The organism is Paenibacillus hubeiensis, assembly GCF_032334105.1.
GTDB classification, from domain to species: domain Bacteria; phylum Bacillota; class Bacilli; order Paenibacillales; family Paenibacillaceae; genus Paenibacillus; species Paenibacillus hubeiensis.
The window spans coordinates 1,107,287-1,123,627 of sequence record NZ_JAVYAE020000001.1; the positions used below are offsets into that span (position 1 = coordinate 1,107,287).

Annotated in this window: 16 protein-coding genes and 1 pseudogene; 5 read left to right on the top strand and 12 right to left on the bottom strand. The window is 44.0% G+C overall.

Features of this window, described 5'->3' with window-relative positions; all coding sequences use genetic code 11:
* Positions 1 to 126 precede the first annotated feature (126 nt).
* On the bottom strand, positions 127 to 819 hold the full coding sequence (locus RSX24_RS05365; protein WP_236416244.1) for a response regulator transcription factor: 693 nt from the start codon (positions 817 to 819) through the stop codon (positions 127 to 129).
* Entirely contained in the window at positions 809 to 1,924 is a 1,116-nt protein-coding gene (locus tag RSX24_RS05370) for a sensor histidine kinase (protein ID WP_343259879.1), read from the bottom strand. Before RSX24_RS05370 ends, RSX24_RS05365 begins: the two co-directional genes overlap by 11 nt.
* A 228-nt stretch (positions 1,925 to 2,152) precedes the next feature.
* Here RSX24_RS05370 and RSX24_RS05375 point away from each other — a divergent pair, with 228 nt between their 5' ends.
* Positions 2,153 to 2,704: a VanZ family protein gene (locus RSX24_RS05375; protein WP_343259880.1), complete on the top strand. Its 552-nt coding sequence runs from the start codon at positions 2,153 to 2,155 to the stop codon at positions 2,702 to 2,704.
* Positions 2,705 to 3,307: 603 nt separating this feature from the next.
* Here the strand turns inward: RSX24_RS05375 and RSX24_RS05380 are convergent.
* The 6 genes and pseudogenes from RSX24_RS05380 to RSX24_RS05405 all read right to left on the bottom strand — a co-directional run bounded on the left by RSX24_RS05380 (position 3,308) and on the right by RSX24_RS05405 (position 7,244).
* A complete protein-coding gene (locus tag RSX24_RS05380) occupies positions 3,308 to 4,207 on the bottom strand; it encodes an AraC family transcriptional regulator (RefSeq protein ID WP_343259881.1) in 900 nt (299 codons plus the stop codon).
* Positions 4,208 to 4,595: 388 nt separating this feature from the next.
* The gene (locus tag RSX24_RS05385; RefSeq protein WP_343260065.1) at positions 4,596 to 5,120 is read right to left on the bottom strand and encodes a GrpB family protein; all 525 of its coding nucleotides are present in this window, start codon (positions 5,118 to 5,120) and stop codon (positions 4,596 to 4,598) included.
* A 116-nt stretch (positions 5,121 to 5,236) separates the two neighbouring features.
* Positions 5,237 to 6,136 carry an alpha/beta fold hydrolase gene (locus tag RSX24_RS05390; RefSeq protein ID WP_343259882.1) on the bottom strand — a complete coding sequence of 300 codons (900 nt, stop codon included), beginning with the start codon at positions 6,134 to 6,136 and terminating at the stop codon, positions 5,237 to 5,239.
* A gap of 26 nt (positions 6,137 to 6,162) precedes the next feature.
* Positions 6,163 to 6,498: a hypothetical protein gene (locus tag RSX24_RS05395; protein WP_343259883.1), complete on the bottom strand. Its 336-nt coding sequence runs from the start codon at positions 6,496 to 6,498 to the stop codon at positions 6,163 to 6,165.
* 63 nt (positions 6,499 to 6,561) lie between these two features.
* Positions 6,562 to 6,799: pseudogene (locus RSX24_RS05400) on the bottom strand (hypothetical protein).
* A 58-nt stretch (positions 6,800 to 6,857) separates the two neighbouring features.
* Complete coding sequence (locus tag RSX24_RS05405) at positions 6,858 to 7,244, bottom strand: winged helix-turn-helix transcriptional regulator (RefSeq protein WP_343259884.1); 387 nt, start codon at positions 7,242 to 7,244, stop codon at positions 6,858 to 6,860.
* Between the two features lie 248 nt (positions 7,245 to 7,492).
* On the opposite strand from RSX24_RS05405, the gene RSX24_RS05410 reads away from it, so the two are divergent.
* Positions 7,493 to 8,077: an NAD(P)H oxidoreductase gene (locus RSX24_RS05410; protein WP_343259885.1), complete on the top strand. Its 585-nt coding sequence runs from the start codon at positions 7,493 to 7,495 to the stop codon at positions 8,075 to 8,077.
* 91 nt (positions 8,078 to 8,168) lie between these two features.
* On the opposite strand, the gene rarD is transcribed toward RSX24_RS05410, so the two are convergent.
* Positions 8,169 to 9,047, bottom strand: coding sequence for an EamA family transporter RarD (gene rarD / locus RSX24_RS05415; RefSeq protein WP_236416267.1), 879 nt, complete (start codon positions 9,045 to 9,047; stop codon positions 8,169 to 8,171).
* A gap of 321 nt (positions 9,048 to 9,368) precedes the next feature.
* Here rarD and RSX24_RS05420 point away from each other — a divergent pair, with 321 nt between their 5' ends.
* Together RSX24_RS05420 and RSX24_RS05425 are read left to right on the top strand one after the other, a co-directional pair.
* Positions 9,369 to 9,773 carry a VOC family protein gene (locus RSX24_RS05420; protein WP_343260066.1) on the top strand — a complete coding sequence of 135 codons (405 nt, stop codon included), beginning with the start codon at positions 9,369 to 9,371 and terminating at the stop codon, positions 9,771 to 9,773.
* Between the two features lie 105 nt (positions 9,774 to 9,878).
* Positions 9,879 to 10,115 carry a DUF6953 family protein gene (locus tag RSX24_RS05425; RefSeq protein WP_339276878.1) on the top strand — a complete coding sequence of 79 codons (237 nt, stop codon included), beginning with the start codon at positions 9,879 to 9,881 and terminating at the stop codon, positions 10,113 to 10,115.
* Between the two features lie 427 nt (positions 10,116 to 10,542).
* On the opposite strand, the gene RSX24_RS05430 is transcribed toward RSX24_RS05425, so the two are convergent.
* Positions 10,543 to 12,666, bottom strand: a complete 2,124-nt coding sequence (locus RSX24_RS05430; protein WP_343259886.1) for a bifunctional metallophosphatase/5'-nucleotidase — start codon at positions 12,664 to 12,666, stop codon at positions 10,543 to 10,545.
* 538 nt (positions 12,667 to 13,204) lie between these two features.
* On the opposite strand from RSX24_RS05430, the gene RSX24_RS05435 reads away from it, so the two are divergent.
* Positions 13,205 to 14,965 carry a methyl-accepting chemotaxis protein gene (locus RSX24_RS05435; protein ID WP_343259887.1) on the top strand — a complete coding sequence of 587 codons (1,761 nt, stop codon included), beginning with the start codon at positions 13,205 to 13,207 and terminating at the stop codon, positions 14,963 to 14,965.
* 152 nt (positions 14,966 to 15,117) lie between these two features.
* Here RSX24_RS05435 and RSX24_RS05440 read toward each other — a convergent pair whose 3' ends face one another.
* Positions 15,118 to 15,939 carry a DUF2785 domain-containing protein gene (locus RSX24_RS05440; protein WP_343259888.1) on the bottom strand — a complete coding sequence of 274 codons (822 nt, stop codon included), beginning with the start codon at positions 15,937 to 15,939 and terminating at the stop codon, positions 15,118 to 15,120.
* Positions 15,940 to 15,955: 16 nt separating this feature from the next.
* A complete protein-coding gene (locus RSX24_RS05445; RefSeq protein ID WP_343259889.1) occupies positions 15,956 to 16,309 on the bottom strand; it encodes a hypothetical protein in 354 nt (117 codons plus the stop codon).
* Positions 16,310 to 16,341: the final 32 nt, after the last annotated feature.

A 16,341-nucleotide genomic window follows, 5' to 3' on the forward strand; every position in this document is an offset into this window, starting at 1 on the left:
ATCCCCCTATAAGTAAATTCACTGATTCTTATATTAAAGCAACCGGTTAAACACCTGTTAAATCCATTCTTAACATCACCTTAATTCAGGTTGATTAATCATTTCAGTACACGGATTTCATCTAAGTTAAGCTTCAATCTTATACCCCACACCCCATACGGTTTGAATGAGCTTATAGCCTAATATCTTGTCTACTTTCTCTCTTAGATTACTGATGTGCACCATCACCGTATTATTGCCCTCATAAGACTTTTCCTTCCATACCTTTTGAAAAATGTCTTCGGCAGCAAATACCTGACCCGGATGACTTGCAAGTAAATATAGAATATCAAACTCTTTTGCGGTGAGAACGATTTTTTCTTCATTGTACCTTACTTCGTAACGTCTATGATCAATGGTGAGTGGTCCGTACTTCAAAACGGAAGGATCTTCATACGTACTTTTATTTGCTGGGTAAGCCCGTCTCAATAATCCTTTTACTCTAATTACTAACTCCAGTAGATGAAACGGCTTGGTCATGTAATCATCCGCACCGATCAATAAACCTTCTATTCTATCCATATCCTCTGACTTGGCGCTGAGCATGAGAATCGGAATATCCTCACTCCTCTTCCTTACTTCCTTAGAGAAGGTGAGTCCGTCCATCTCGGGCATCATCACATCTACAATCATCAGATTTATTTCCTGTTCCTCAATGAATTGCAAAGCTTCCCGTCCATTAGATGCAGTCAATACAGTATAACCCTCTTGTCGAAGTGCAAGCGCCACAAGTCTTACAATTTCAAGATCATCGTCTACCACCAATATATTAGCATTCATCCTTATTCTCCTTTATCAAAAACAACGTAAAGAAAGCTGTCCCGCTCACATCACTTTCCACCCAAATTTCCCCTTGATGAAGTTCAACAATATTTTTTGCAATAGCTAGACCAAGCCCTGAACCTGCCTCGGTACGTGCTTGATCCGCTCGATAAAACCGCTCGAAAACATAAGGAATTGCATACGGAGGAATTGGTTTCCCATAATTTCTTACTTCGATACGGATCCCACTTGTATCCTCCTGAAGCTGTATGTCAATCCATTTTCCATCCGCACCGTATTGTAGAGCGTTATTTATAAGATTTTCGTAAACTCGTACTAATTTCTCAGCATCTGCATGTAGCCAAACTTCACTATCTGGTAAGAATAAGCGATACTCCATATGCCTTGCTTTAAACTCAGGAATAAACTGTGCAGCAAGCTGTTGAAGCATTCTGGTCAAATTTACCTGTTCTTTATGAAGCGAAAGTTTTGGACTTTTAGTACGAACATACTCAAAAAGTTCATTAACAAGACGATCTAAATTTTTGCTTTTCTCATAGATTATAGACGTATAGTATCGCATCTCCACTTCATCTTGGTAACGATCTTGTTCAATAATATAGAGATAACCAAGAATTGATGTTAGAGGCGTACGTAGATCATGGGATACCGAAGTAATAAGCTCATTCTTAGATTCTTCTGCTGCTCTTTCCTGCTGAAGGGAAAGCTCTAGCTGCTCAACGAGTTTATTGATGTTCTGTGCCAGACCTCCAAAAACCGAATCCTGTTCGCTAACAGGCAATTTTAAGTTTCGATTTCCTTCTACCATGGATTGAAGGGTTTGGGATAACTCCGCATAGTAACGAAAAGACCGCCGAGACACTATGAATAGATTGAATATGAAGGTAAAGAAAAAAACAAGGAACATAATAGAAAACACCTTGGGCAGCAATCCGTTAAGTTCATAAATTAAACTCATTATGAAGTTATATAATCCCTCTGAAATAGCTCTTACAATCAAGATAACAGCCATAAGTAAAAAACAAATTATTAACGCAAATACTGCGTTGAGACTAACAAATCTCGCCAGTTCCAAACGCATTCTCTTGTATTTCGTTTCCATCCAATCCACTCCACCCCGTACTTCAATTTATGAATATATTATTGTACGCAAATAACCATTTTATAAACATACCATATAACTTATATACGACATGCCCGGCATTTTCCACTGCTTCAGCTCACCCTAAAAATAAAAACTTTAGAATTCTTTATTTTCAATTTAAGCTTTCTAAATGTTCTCCTTGTAAACTGGTTACAAATCAGCTGATACAACAAAGGAGAGAGTTTAATGGATTTGTTATACACTATTCCACCAATAGCCGTGTTAATCCCATTAGCACTGCTATATATCATTTTTAGAGTGATCACTCATAAAAAAAATAAGATAACATTACTTGAAGTTTTATTTTTTTGCTATGCGTTGGGTGTCATTTATTTTGTATTTTTACCTATAGAGCTAACCTTCGGCATTCACCGTAATCAAGCTCCTTGGTACAGTTCAATTAATTTTATCCCCATTTTAACAATTGATATGACAAGTTTTATATTAAATATCATTCTATTTATGCCATTGGGTGTTTTCGTATGGCTTGCGCCTCGCGGCATCTTTTCCTTAAAACAAGCAATACGAATAGGACTGACCGTATCATTCGGCATTGAGTTTATGCAGCTGATCCTTAAATTAATTCTAGGCAGTTCAAGAAGTATTGACATCAATGACCTTATAGCTAACACGATAGGGTGTGTTGTAGGTTACCTCATAATCCAACAAGTTATCAAAATAGGACCGATCAAGAACCTTTTACGTTGGATTTCCCCTAACAATCAACAACTATCTTAGAGAAATAGATAAAAACAAAAAAGACAAGGCATCGAACCGAGGGATCTCTTTAAACAGTTCATGCCTTGTATTAATCTGAGGCTCAGTTTGCTCACCTTATCCAGATAACTGCCAATAACTTAAGAAACATTCAAATAAGTATTATTGGGAACTGTTAGACTAACCTGCTTCGTTAATTGAACAAAAGCAGCCGATTCCATTTCGGCTGCTTTCGGTCCCATGCAGGCATGAACCAGGGAACAAGCCGCGCAGCCCGCTTTCTCCCTGGTCCCTTTAGTCTGCCTGATCTCATTCATGAATTTTCCTCACTCACCTCTAGAAACGGAAGTCGAGGTAGTTCGCATGTTTTATGCAATGACATCGTTTACACTCCTACTGAAGTTGCCTCTTTAAGTACACGTATATTGTAAGCGGAACAAGGAGGACGATTAACAGCAGGCAGACCCCGATGCCCGCCGCAAGGTCGGCTGCGCCTCTCATAGGCATTCCTCCTCTCGGTCAGTGATGTGTGGGTATCTGCTGCTATTCTAAACTAATAATCCTGACAACATCGTTGTCAGGATTTCAACGTAATACATATCTTTTTCTACCTCTTGTAGAATATTAAAATGGTCTATGCTCGGATATTTTCCTTACTGCAAACCATAGCTCAACGAAATGAAGCCCATCTTTACCTCCTGTAATTTCAAATTCCATTCCATCGACCTGTTCGTATCCAGCAGTAGGCAGCCATTCGGAGAAAAATCGTTTATACAATGTCTCAATCGTTTCATCAAATTGGTCCCATGTGAACGGATCCGAAGAAAATATCGCCCACGTTTGAGCTGGTATGGTTATGCTTGTGTACCCATCCGTTTTACTTGAATTACCTTTAAATGCGCACAACATGTACGGAAAAGTATCCTCATCGGTTTTTTTGTAGCTGCAAACGGCATGTACCTTATGATAGTTCTGATTTAAAAAGGCGGGGAGGTCGCCTGCATTGGCCGCAAGCCTTTCAACCTCGCCGTTCGCATGGCTTTGCTTCCATAATTCTGCCGGGGTGTCTACGCCGTTTAATGGAAACATTTTTTCGATCCCGAATACTTGAAAGGATTCTTTCGTCTCGATCCGATAGTTCATGGCCTCTTCTCCTTTAATGGAAATGAAGAAGGATAGTCGAGGATAGGCTTTGAGAGCAGTCCCTTCTTGACGGGCCATTGCCGGATTAACACCATGCAGCGCTTGAAAAGCCCTTGCAAATGAAACCGGTGATTCATAGCCATACTTTATGGCAACCTCAACAACTTTTATATCGCTATTCTGCAATTCAATGGCCGCCAGAGTAAGCCGTCTTCGCCTTATATATTCCGCAAGCGATACGTTAGTAATAAACGAGAACATCTTCTGGAACTGATGTGACGAACAGCACGCACAACGAGCCACTTCGCTTAATTCGATTTCTCCGGTTAAATTCATTTCGATATGGTCCAATGCCCGATTCATTCTCATAAGCCAATCCATCTAACCCCTCCTCTTCATAGAAGTATAGTGATGTCATGGCTTCGTATCGCAACTTTTTGTGCATAAATAAGTTTCCTGTCCGCCAGTCTCGATCTGTGACACAAACTTATGCTTCCAGTTACGTTGAAGAAAGCGAACACACCTTACTATGACCAAAATCGCCACACCTAAGGGTTAAGTCTTATCAATGGATTCAGAGGAAACTATAGAAACCGCATTAATCAACCACACAAGGCCACTGCGAGTGCAGTACCATCTTCCGATCGCTGTTATCCCCAGATTTTATGAACTCCCTTTTTCAAAGGGAAAACTCCGGTGATAAACGCGAACGCTTCGCTTCTCCAGATTGGTTCTGCCTCTCCGTTAACGTGTGTATGTTTTTTGCGGTTTATATAGTATCAATGGATTCAGCTTCCGATACAACACGATTGATAAACTCCGTCTTCGCATCTGCATACGCCAACTTATCGGTCGAATTTGCCTTTGCCAATGCCTCTTTAAGCTTTTGATATGCTGTTCTTGCTTCGACATTGGATATTAAATAGTCCCTGAACAACAACTGCTTATGTAGATATTCACTCCCGGACGGGTACATATGAATTTGGTGAGTTCTAGGTTCGCCTTTACTGAAATAGTGCCGATCCGGTAATATATTGGTGCCTTTATAGGAGTAACCCACCCTCTCCAGCCCAGGGATGCAACGCTCTCCTTTTTCAAAAGACTCTACTTCAATGGCAATGTCAATGATCGGCTTGGCACGTAGTCCTTTGATGGCAGTGCTTCCGATGTGATGAATCGATTGAATATCGCCCTTCAGTTCATTACGAATCTTCATCGCTTCCTCAGTGAATTCAACTTCCCATTGTTCAGTCCATGGAACAAGAAACACCTGACCTTTGGGCAAGCCGAGCATCTGAATCACCTCTTTGGATTTTATATGTATTTGGATATTTACCTGCAGAAACATGGTTTTTAAACCACCTGTTTTCGTTCAGTTCTTAAATGCATAAATCACTGAGGTCCTTTTTTCTAAGAAAAAATAAAGTTCAATACCTCTTTCGTGTATTTCTCTGGCTCCTCAAGCCTCGGAAAATGAGCACTTCGATCAAACATGACGAGCCTACCGTCCTGCACCTTCTCCAAATAAACCCGTTGCTGCTCATCACAACAAACAGGATCATAGGCCCCTGCTAATAATAGGGTGGGTTGTGTTAACCCGGATAGCTTGGGCAGCAGATTTTCAAAAAACAATCCTTCTTCTTGCAGCTTTTGACTATGTACTTGATTCTTACTCCACATATCATTTGAGGATGCCTGGCTTTGCATGATTTCATCATATTGATGGGTAGTTAATTGCCGAAAATATAAAAGATTCTTATCCTCGCCTAATAATTGAAAAACATCCCCTAAAGCATTCCATAATTCATTTGGCTTGTAATTTCCATGGAGATACTCATTCGACGCTTCAAGACCAGGTTGATTCTGAACATGAATAAAATGTTCTTTGGCTTTCGAAATGATGGATCTGGTTGCCCTTTTCACATCAAAGCAAGGCGTTTCAAAAATCACTTTATGGATCGATTCTGGATAACTTAATGCATATTTAACCGCCAAGTATCCACCGAACGAATGCCCTAATACACTCCACCTGCGTATTCCCATTTGTTTTCGTAGTTCCTCGAGATCTTCAATAATATCGTTTAATCCAAAATGTTCATTCGCTTGGATGGGGTCAGAGCGTAACACGCCTCTTTGGTCGATCGCAATCACTCTTAACGAGTCAGATAAAGCTTCAGCTTGAAAATAACAAAAATCCACACAGCTTGCCCCGGGTCCCCCATGCAAATAAAGGAGCACTTCTTCACATGGTTCATTGTACTGTTCAACAAATAATCGAGTGCCTCTGATTGAAAATAAGGATGAACTCATACTGTCCTCCAATCTTCATACTACAGTTATCCAATATAGATGATGATTTTCTCATCACTAAATGCTTCTCCGATCTTCTCTAGAAGGAAATTAATTCGATTTATTAAATGAGCAGAATCATTTTCATCCAAGTTTCTCCGACCCCATTCCCTTAACACATGGAATTCACCCGTTAATTTGGGAAGATCATGAATATTGATATCTATGCCAGGATCAGCAAATCGAGAAATCAAATCCAATTCCAATGCGATGATTCCAGGCACCCAGCATCTTTGGAAAAAAGCTTCCGTTGACACCGGGACATAAAAATGATCCTGATCTTTTGGCTCTATGATAATTGCAGCAATGGTCAGATGAATCACCTACATCCGTTATGTTATAGTGCCTCGTTCGATGCATAAGGCTTAACAGTTCGTCACCTTCATTTATAAATCTCTCCTTAAACCCACGTTCTTCCGCACCTTAACGATAACTTGTCCCTTGGAAGTATGATAGACCAAGGTTTTATCCCGGCTATTTAATAATTCTCGGGTTGCCTCTTCGTCGCGTACAGGTCCGATTACAGCGACCTCATCTATAACTTCTTGATCCTCCGTCTCTTCAGAATGATTCAAACTTCACAAATTGATTCGGAAAAATCCGTTGAACCTCTTGCCACTTCATACTCATCCCTCCTGTCAATCAGCTGATTTAGCTCAGGAGTGATCTGGAATCATCCCATTTACTCGTTACAGCCCGAAAAGTCCTCCAAAACCTTGGATTTGTCGCCATAAACTTTGTCCAGATGATCCTCTCCCCAATAACACAAAAAATCAAGGGCAGGCTTTAATCCCCAGCCATAGTCCGTTAACTCATACTCCACTTTAGGGGGAACCTCGGAATACACCTTCCGTTTCACAATCTCATCCTTTTCCAGGCCTCTTAGTTGAGTCGTCAGCATTTTCTGCGTAATGTCCGGGATCAACCGCCTGAGCTCCGACGTGCGTTTCCGTCCTGTCATCAAGTGATAGATGATCAACGGCTTCCATTTTCCGCCCATCACCTCCAAGGCCGCCTCTACGCCTACTTTATATTTCTTGGGAGCGCTCGTTTTGCGATGCTCAGTCATCTTTTATCCCTCCGTGATCAGGCTGTATTCAGGCTGCAACCATTACCTCCATTCTTATCTTCAGTCCAAGACCCGAGCCCATTTCCATGGCATTTATATAGGGCACTTTCATGTTCCTATGGCACTTCATTCTTCCTATAGAACTTGAAAGTGCGTTCTTCCAGAATATTTCATTCCTCGTTTATAATAGCATCAGCCATGGAGCATGGCTACAAGTCAGCGATGGAGAAAGGTTGTGAAATACAAGTATGAACGTATTGGTTATCGTTTCGCACCCGAGAAAAGATTCCTTGACCTTCCAGGTTGCCGATCGTTTCGTGCAAGGTCTTGCCGAGGCTGGCCACGATTATGAAATATTGGATTTGCACGAAATTGGCTTTGACCCTGTTCTTCAAGGCGTCGATGAACCTGACTGGTCTCTGGAGCATCAGCTCTTCTCCCCTGAGATCGAAACGGAGATCCAACGGTTGAAGAGGCATGATGCCGTGGCTTTTATTTTTCCCATCTGGTGGTGGCATCTGCCGGCCATGTTGAAAGGGTATGTTGATCGTGTATTGAACAACGGGTTTGCCTACGGTTCGAACAAGCTTCATCATCAGCATATGCTGTGGATTGGGCTTGCGGGCGTTTCGAAAGAACAGATGCAAAAGCGCAACTACGATGAATCGATCACGCATCTGCTTAATGTAGGCATTGCAGATTATTGCGGTGTGCCCCATTCCAAGGTTGAATTTTTATATGAGACTTTGGATTCCAAGCCGGAACATTATGAAATGCTGCTTGATCGGGCTCATCATTTAGGAGTGAATTACGCCAAGGACAGCACGCTCTGAAGACCGCTTATAAGTCCAAACGGAAAACAGCCATCTCCTCCCCAGTGGACGGAAATGGCTGTTTTGACGGTACAGGGCCATGCCTTTGTAGTCAGTTGACCTTTGCGAGTTTCGCACCGCGAACGGATGCGGCAGCATATACGACAAGCGCTGTCCAGATGAGCGCAAAGCCGATGAGAAGAACCGGCGAGACCGATTCCTTGAACACGAATACGCTCAGCAACAGCATGATCGTCGGCCCGATGTATTGGACGAAGCCGAGCGTGGACAGCGCCATCCGGGCGGCCGCCCGCGCAAAGAAGAGCAGCGGCAGCGCGGTGACCACGCCGGAAAGAAGCAGCTCGACGAACGTGGACGCAGGCAGCGTCCATGCCGTCGTTTTTCCTACGGCAGCCAAATAGATCCAGTAGCCGAGCGCGACAGGCAGGACTACAGCCGTCTCTGACAGCAAGCCTACCGAAGCGTCTTGTCCGATCTTTTTCTTCGCGAGGCCGTACAAGCCAAACGTTGCGGCCAGGGAGATCGAGATCCACGGGAACCGCCCGTAGTCGACGGCGATGATGAGCACCGCGGCGCTAGCGATGGCAATCGCGAGCCATTGGCCGCGGTTCGGCTTCTCACGAAGGAAGACAACTGCCAGCAGCACGTTCAGCAGCGGGTTCAAATAATAGCCAAGGCTTGTCTCAACGACGTGGTCGTTGTTGACCGCCCAGATGAAGATGAGCCAATTCGCAGCGATCAGCAGCCCGCTGGCGGCGAGCGACAGCAGGAGCGAACGGCTGGCCGCTATCCGTTTCATGTCACCCCAGCGGCGCTGGACGGCGACGAGAATACCCATGAAGACGAACGACCAGACAACCCGATGGGACAGAATTTCGCCTGCCGGCACATCGTTAAACAACTTCCAATAAAGCGGGAGAACCCCCCACATGATATACGCGATAATCGCATTGACCAAACCGTTATTCATAATCTACTTCCCTCTTCTCACTCCGATGTCTTTACGGATTATACGCCTCCATCCTCGTTTAAGTAAAGGGATGAATCATTCCACTCTCGGAACGCCGCGCTGTTGTTAGGCTGCTTCTGTGTTTGGAGCCATCGTTTTCCGTCAGCTAAAGCCCATCACTCTTTCCCTACAGTTTATATAAAACGCTACTGACATACTGTTGTCAGCAGCGCTTTTGTATCATTGGATCGTAAGGGCATAGGAAATCAATGCGAAGTATCTTTGGCCCAAAATAATATGTTCAAGGTATTGTATTACCTATTATGGGAAGGATGGTATATCATGAATTTTGCTTCTGTACGCATCATTACCGACGACGTAGATCGTCTCGTCGAGTTCTATGAGAAAATCTTGGGTGTTTCGGCGGAACGCCCCGCGCCCGTCTTTGCCGAATTCGTGATGCCGTCGTGCACCTTGGCCATCGGCCACTCCCAGACGGTGCAGCTGTTCGGTGCGGGTTCCGCAGTGGCGGCCGACAATCACACGGTCATCATCGAGTTCCGCGTCCATGATGTCGATGCCGAATACGAGCGTTTGAAGCCGCTTGTGAGCGAGTGGGTAAAGGAACCGACCACGATGCCGTGGGGGAACCGTGCCATGCTGTTTCGCGATCCCGACGGCAACCTTGTTAACCTCTTCGCGCCGGTGACCAAGGAAGCCATCCAACGGTTCGACGGCAGGCGTTGACGGTTGTTGAGGCAATGGGCGATTGTGCCGCCTGATTCTCTTCAAGTGCTCGCTGCGGGTCATGATATAATGGAGCAATCAACGAGCAGGAAGGAGCATGATTTCATGGAAGCAACCGCACAGGAAGTCGCGGAATGGATGGTCAAGGAAATCAGGTTCACGGGGACGCTGACCCAGAGCGATGCGATCGAATATGCAAAGACCCATTTCGGTGAACAATTCGTATTCATCAATGAGAATGGAAATGCATCGTTATCCAAAGAGGTGAAAAAGGCTTTCCGCAAGCTCCACGGCGGCAGAATTGCCTGGGACCGCGACCGGTTCCTGTGGGCCTGGACCTGATCGAACGTTTCGTATCCTACGTAATAATTCGGAATGAATGTAAACATGAAAAAACACATCCTAAATGAGGACATCGCATTCTCCTAGATTAACCGCAAAAAACATCCACACGTTAACGGAGAGGCAGAACCAATCTGAAGAAGCGAAGCGTTCGCTTAAAAGCTTTCTGAAAGAAAGCTGCATCGGAAGCATAGGCTTATCACCGGATTTTCCCCTTAGAAAAGGGGATTCAAAAAATCTGGGGATAACAGCGATCGGAAGATGGTCCTGCACTCGCAGTGGCTAGTGTGATCGATTATTGCGGTTTATATGGATAAACCCTTTCATGAATTGAAGGACTCACATGAGGTTTATCACTAGGAGGAAGCTTATTTACCCAAAAGGATGTGTTTTCCTGTCTTACTATAAGGTTTGAATACGTTCTACATTATGAAGCTTTTGCTGCAACCGCTTTTTGAATTAAAGCTTTTGCCTCGTCAGCAGACAACGTTTGCTTAGGTTGAAGCAGGTTTTTCTCTGCGGCGCCAAAAATACCTTGGTCAATCAATGCTGCCATGGCTTCAACGGCATATTTGGAAACGGTTTTCCCATCTTCGAAACCTGCGATGATCGCAGCCGCATTTTTATCGGCATCTTGATTGTCCAGCAGTTTAGCAAGAATCGTAGCCGCTTCTTCACGAGTAATATCACGATCCGGGCTGAAGTTACCGCCGTACCCTTGAATGAATCCGGCATGAGCGGCTTCAGCGATCGCATCAGCATATGCAGCATCGGCAGCCACATCCTTGAATGCAGGCGCTGCAGTTACTTCGTTCAGTTTCAACATGTCTACCAGCGCACTTACGAATTCAGCACGGGAAATGACTTCTGTTGTTACAGGAGTTTCCGGTTGTTCCGTAGATGCAGCGACGTTCGTGATCCGTCCTTCCGTTTTAGCTTGAATCGCGCCACCTTTATACGTATCTACAATGTATTGGTAGAACACATCCAGATCGATCGGACCTGCCAAGGATGACTTGGCATCCACCAGCACTTTATAGTTATCTCCGCCTGCTGCCATAAAGTTGTTAACGACAGCCGTATATGTTTTTGCAGGATCAATAGGTGTGCCATCTTCAAGGCTAAGACTCGTCACCCGTTCTGCTACTGGCTTATTGAAATCTGCCGTATATTTCAGGCCGGAAATTTGTAATGTTTTGGTGTTTGGTGTGCCGTCCGCATTCGTACCCCATTGCTGCTCCAGCAAGGTTTGAATTTGTTCACCCGTCAGCTCTAATTTCACCAGAGTATTGCCGAAAGGTTGGATTTTGGCAAGATCCGCAAAGGTTACATCGCCTTCTGGCAGATCGGCACGAATACCGCCTGGATTCATGAATGCAAAGTCAGCATCGCTTGCGTTATCGCCAAAGTCTGCTTGACGCATGGCATCTGCAATAAGGTTGCCCAGAGGTGCTTCGTTATTATAGGCATCGGTGCGAGTGACCGAACCATCCGTTGTGCCTACCGGCTTCGTAAGCTCAGGATGCTTGTCCAATGATTTTTTAATGATTGCCAAAGATTCAGGGTCTTCCTTTACACCCTCTTGGAACGTCGTTGTCACTGTAGCTGATTTTTCGGTGACATCCCCGGTCGCAGGGTCAATCATCAACTTGATGTCTTCAAATGCCGTACCATATGAATAAGCTTGAACGATCAATTTTCCATTCACTTCACCGTTTGCCAAAGCATGATTGTCGCCTGCAACGATCACGTCAACAGGGGAATCTGCGGGTAAAGCCTTTGCTAAATCGGCCGCTTCGCCAGTGGTTACGCCTTCTTTGGTTGATGCTGGATCATGCGCCAGGACGATGATCGTTTCTACGCCTTGATCTTGCAATTCTTTTGCATATTTATTAACGGCTTCCACTTCTTCTTCTGCGCTTAAGAAACGCACGCCTGCTGTACCGGATGGAGATACTTTAGCAGGTGTAGCTTTCGTCACTAATCCGATAAATCCGATTTTGACTCCGCCCACTTCTTTAATCACATAGGGCTTAATCAATGGTTTGCCCGTGGAGGTTTCAATGACGTTTGCGTTTACATAATCAAATTTTGCGCCGGCATGAGTGACCTTGCCTTCTTTGGGATCAAGGCCGCCGAAGATTTGTGCTTTTAATGCAGCGATGCCTTGGTCGAATTCATGATTGCCCAAAGAACCTACATCAAAGCCCATCATATTCATCCATTCCATCGTAGGCTCATCCCGATCCAGAGACGAGACAGGAGCGGATGCGCCCACAGAGTCTCCATTATGGAAGAGCAGGGAATGTTCATATTTGGCTTGAGCTTCTTTTAGATATGTAGCCAGAATAGGAGCTGTTCCTACTTTTTTATCATTAACCAACGATGTCGTATCCAACTGACCGTGCAGGTCATTGATTCCGATCAAGTGTACTTCGACGTCATTGCTTGCAGCAGAGACTGGACCGACCGCGCCCAATAATTGAGAAAGCAATAGTGCAGTGGCAGCCACACGAATTGTGCTTTTACCCAACATTTTTTTCCATAACATAAGTTACAAAACCCCTCTCCAATTTCTGATCCTGAAACAGATTAGCATGGTTAAATTCATATAAATCGTAGGTTGTATGAAATCTATGTAAAAAAGTTGACAAATAAATAGAGAAGAAGCCTACCTAGGTCAGGCTCTACATCAAAATCAGCGCTTGAGGTACCGGTAGAAAGCCCTAGCCCTCCCTTATCTTATTTCCATAGACTTGTTAATTCTCCTTCTATAAAAACTGAAAAAAACATGTACACGTTAACGATAAAAACTGAAAGTTCATTAAACAAAGCAGTCACGTGGATCGGCTAACGAACTTCGTAATGGAATGACGAAAATGCTTCATTTTTCGGGATATTTTTACGATATATAATGTACCGATTCATTTAAAATTTTAACTATTATATCGGTTGAACTAGACATTTACACGATAACAGCGATCGGAAGCTGGTTCTGACCACGTAGTGACTTCGTGTAAAAATCATTGGTTCAATGTAGACAAGGTAGAATTCAATCTGTAAATGGCTATATCCAAGGGGGAAATGCAGTGAAAACAAAGTTAGCATCTTTACTAAAAATAAAATCTTTAAGAGCAAAACTAGTCTCTTTGTGCCTGGCCATCCTTATTGTGCCGACAATCGTCATCGGGTTTAGCTCTTATACCGTTTCGAAAAATGAAATGAATGAATCCGGCAAAGCAGCGCTCGAAAATAACGTGAGTATGGTTATTGGCATGATTAACCTTCTTAATGAGCAAGTCGAAAGCGGAGATTTAACATTGGAGCAAGCACAGGAAAAACTTCGCGTCGAACTGCTCGGCGAGAAAAATGCCGATAATAAGCGCACGATCAAAAGCGAATATACGGTAGGAGAAACGGGATATCCGTGGGCGGTTACCAAAGATGCCCGTTCAGTAATGAACCCTTCCAACGAAGGCCAGGATTTGACGGATGTCGTCACAGAAGATGGTGTCTATTTGGGAAAAGAGCTCGTTAAAGTAGGTACAAGCGGCGGCGGATTCGTCTCGTATAAATGGGCTCTCCCCGGGACAGGTGAAGTGGAAACGAAAGTGTCCTATGTTCAAATGGACCCGCATTGGGGTTGGATCATCGGTTCGGGTGCATATCTAAGCGAGTTCAACAGCGGTGCCACGAAAGTCCTTTATCTTGTTCTCATTGTTGCGGCCGTTGCGGTCGTTCTCGGAACAGTGATCGTCAGCATGATCTCGGGCCGTTTAACGAACCCTATCCTACAGGTCGCGAAGCGGCTTAAAGCGGTTGCGGACGGCGACCTGACCGTAGAAGAAGTTAAAAATAAGTCCAGCGATGAGATCGGAGAGCTTTCGAAGGACTTTAACCATATGATCCAAAACATGAGACATCTTATTCGCCAAGTCGATCTCTCCACCAAGCAGGTAGCTTCATCCTCCAAAGAATTGACTCTTGGAGCAGAGCACACAAGCCAGGCCACCGAAAACATCACCATGTCGATTCAAGAATCAGCAGCCGGTGCACAGGATCAACAAACCATGCTTCAGAGGACAACCAATGCGCTCCAGGAAATTTCAGTGGGTATTCAGCGCATAGCAGAAAGCTCTTCAACGATTGCGGACTCTTCTGTGGATGCGATGGAATTGGCTAACATCGGTGGTACGGCTGTCGAGCATACGGCGAAGCAAATGAACCTGATTAACCGTTCCGTGAACCAAACGGATGCCATGATGAGAATGCTGGATGAACGCAGCCAGCAAATTGATGCGATGGTATATGCGATTACAAATATCGCAAAACAGACTAACCTCCTTGCATTGAACGCTTCAATTGAAGCTGCCCGTGCAGGCGAAGAAGGACGCGGTTTCTCCGTAGTTGCTGCTGAAGTAAGGAAGCTTGCCGAGCAGTCTAACCAGTCATCCGGCCAGATTTCCACATTGATTCAGGAGATGCGGACAGATATTGAACAATCGCTTAAAACATTGGAACAAGTCAAACTGGAGGTCGACTCAGGTATACAGATTGCTAATGAGACAGAGGAGCAGTTTAACAAAATCGTAGGCTCTACCAACCTGATCGCGCAGCAAACGGAAGAACTCGCCAGCATTACGCAACAAATCACCGCAAGTGTCCAGGAAATCACAGCAGGCCAAGAGCAAGTATCGGATTTGGCGCTTCGAGCCGCAGATAACTCGCAGAATATTGCAGCTTCATCCGAGGAGCAGCTGGCTTCCATGGAGCAAATCACGACCCTGGCTGCAACCTTGTCGGATATGTCGCAGAAGCTGGAAAACCTTACGATCAAGTTTAAATATTAAGTTTCAACTTTTACGATATGGACTCATTTTTAAGCCAAGACCTTCTTAACGGGAGAGGATAACTCTCCATAAGAAGGTCTTTTTATTCTAATATGCACAGGATCTGTCCGATAAGGGTGTTGAACATCAACTTGCAGTCTTAATTTTGTACATTAGGAATAATATACTTTATCTACTTTGTATAAAGTATGCTCAATCGTTGGACAGAGATCGGTATCTACGTTGTGAAACTTTATTCGAAAGTATAAACTCTTTAAAAAGTTCTTTATATTATTCTTTTGTTTAAAGGCAGGCAGAAATTCTGGTTCTTTCTCCACATCACCAAAACGTTGAATCCATTGCTCCACATAAGTTGGACGAAGTATTTTTCGATTGAGAACACTAACTACGGGCGTTACCAGTCTCTCGTCTTCTCCATCGGAGTAAACTCGCTCTGTTATGGTCATCTTTTCGTAAACCAAATTAAGAATGGTTATGAGGTCGTTTTGATCCAATTCGGAACATTGAGCCAAATCGTCCAAAGCATCTGCTGCATGAGCTATGGCGTGGGCCCAGCCCTTCTCTTCATCATAACCGCGATAATCTCGCTCTTTATGTATAGTGTAAAACACCTTCTCTTTGATCTGATGGATCTGCTCTTTTGAAAGAAAAGGGGTTTGCCTGTGCCTAATGAGCAGGAGCGGTATAACCAGCATCGAGAACGATCGAGTGAAGACGGAGTCTGTATTGGTTTCACCCAGCTGATATAGCAAATGCTTTTCGTCCAAAACAACAGGTACAAGTTGTTCCAGTTCGTTTGCCGTTAGAGTGTTGCCAGCAATCCAATGGGATAAGGTTGTGTAAATTAACTCATCCCGCAGCTGGGCATCCAAAGATCCGATGTTATCCATCATTTCTTGTACCAACTGGAATGGTTCGGGTGGCGCTTGGTAACCATTTTCTTTGATTACTATTAACTTTTCTTTTAAATTCATATTACACACTCCTACTCTATTCCGATTCATTTTTAATCATCTCTATATCAGTAACAATCCAAGCCAGATCATCGATCAATTGAACATTATACTTTTGAGCGCCTTTGTACTCTTCATTTTTAAAGTCACATTCGCACTCCATGGTATATGTACGCGTTCTAAACTTTTCTTCTTTTAAAGTGACATTGATGATCTTATATTCATGAGTTTCGTAGTTTAAATATTCTTCAATTGCAGCTTGGGGGTCAGAATCAATCTGAGCCCCATCAATGAACAATTTCATGTAGGTGACCAAATAAAAAGTTAGAATCGACAGAACTATAATTAAGAATGCGACTGAGAATATTAAGTTAAGCTTTGTTAGCTTCATTAGGTACACCTCTTGCTCTTCCTGCATGCGGA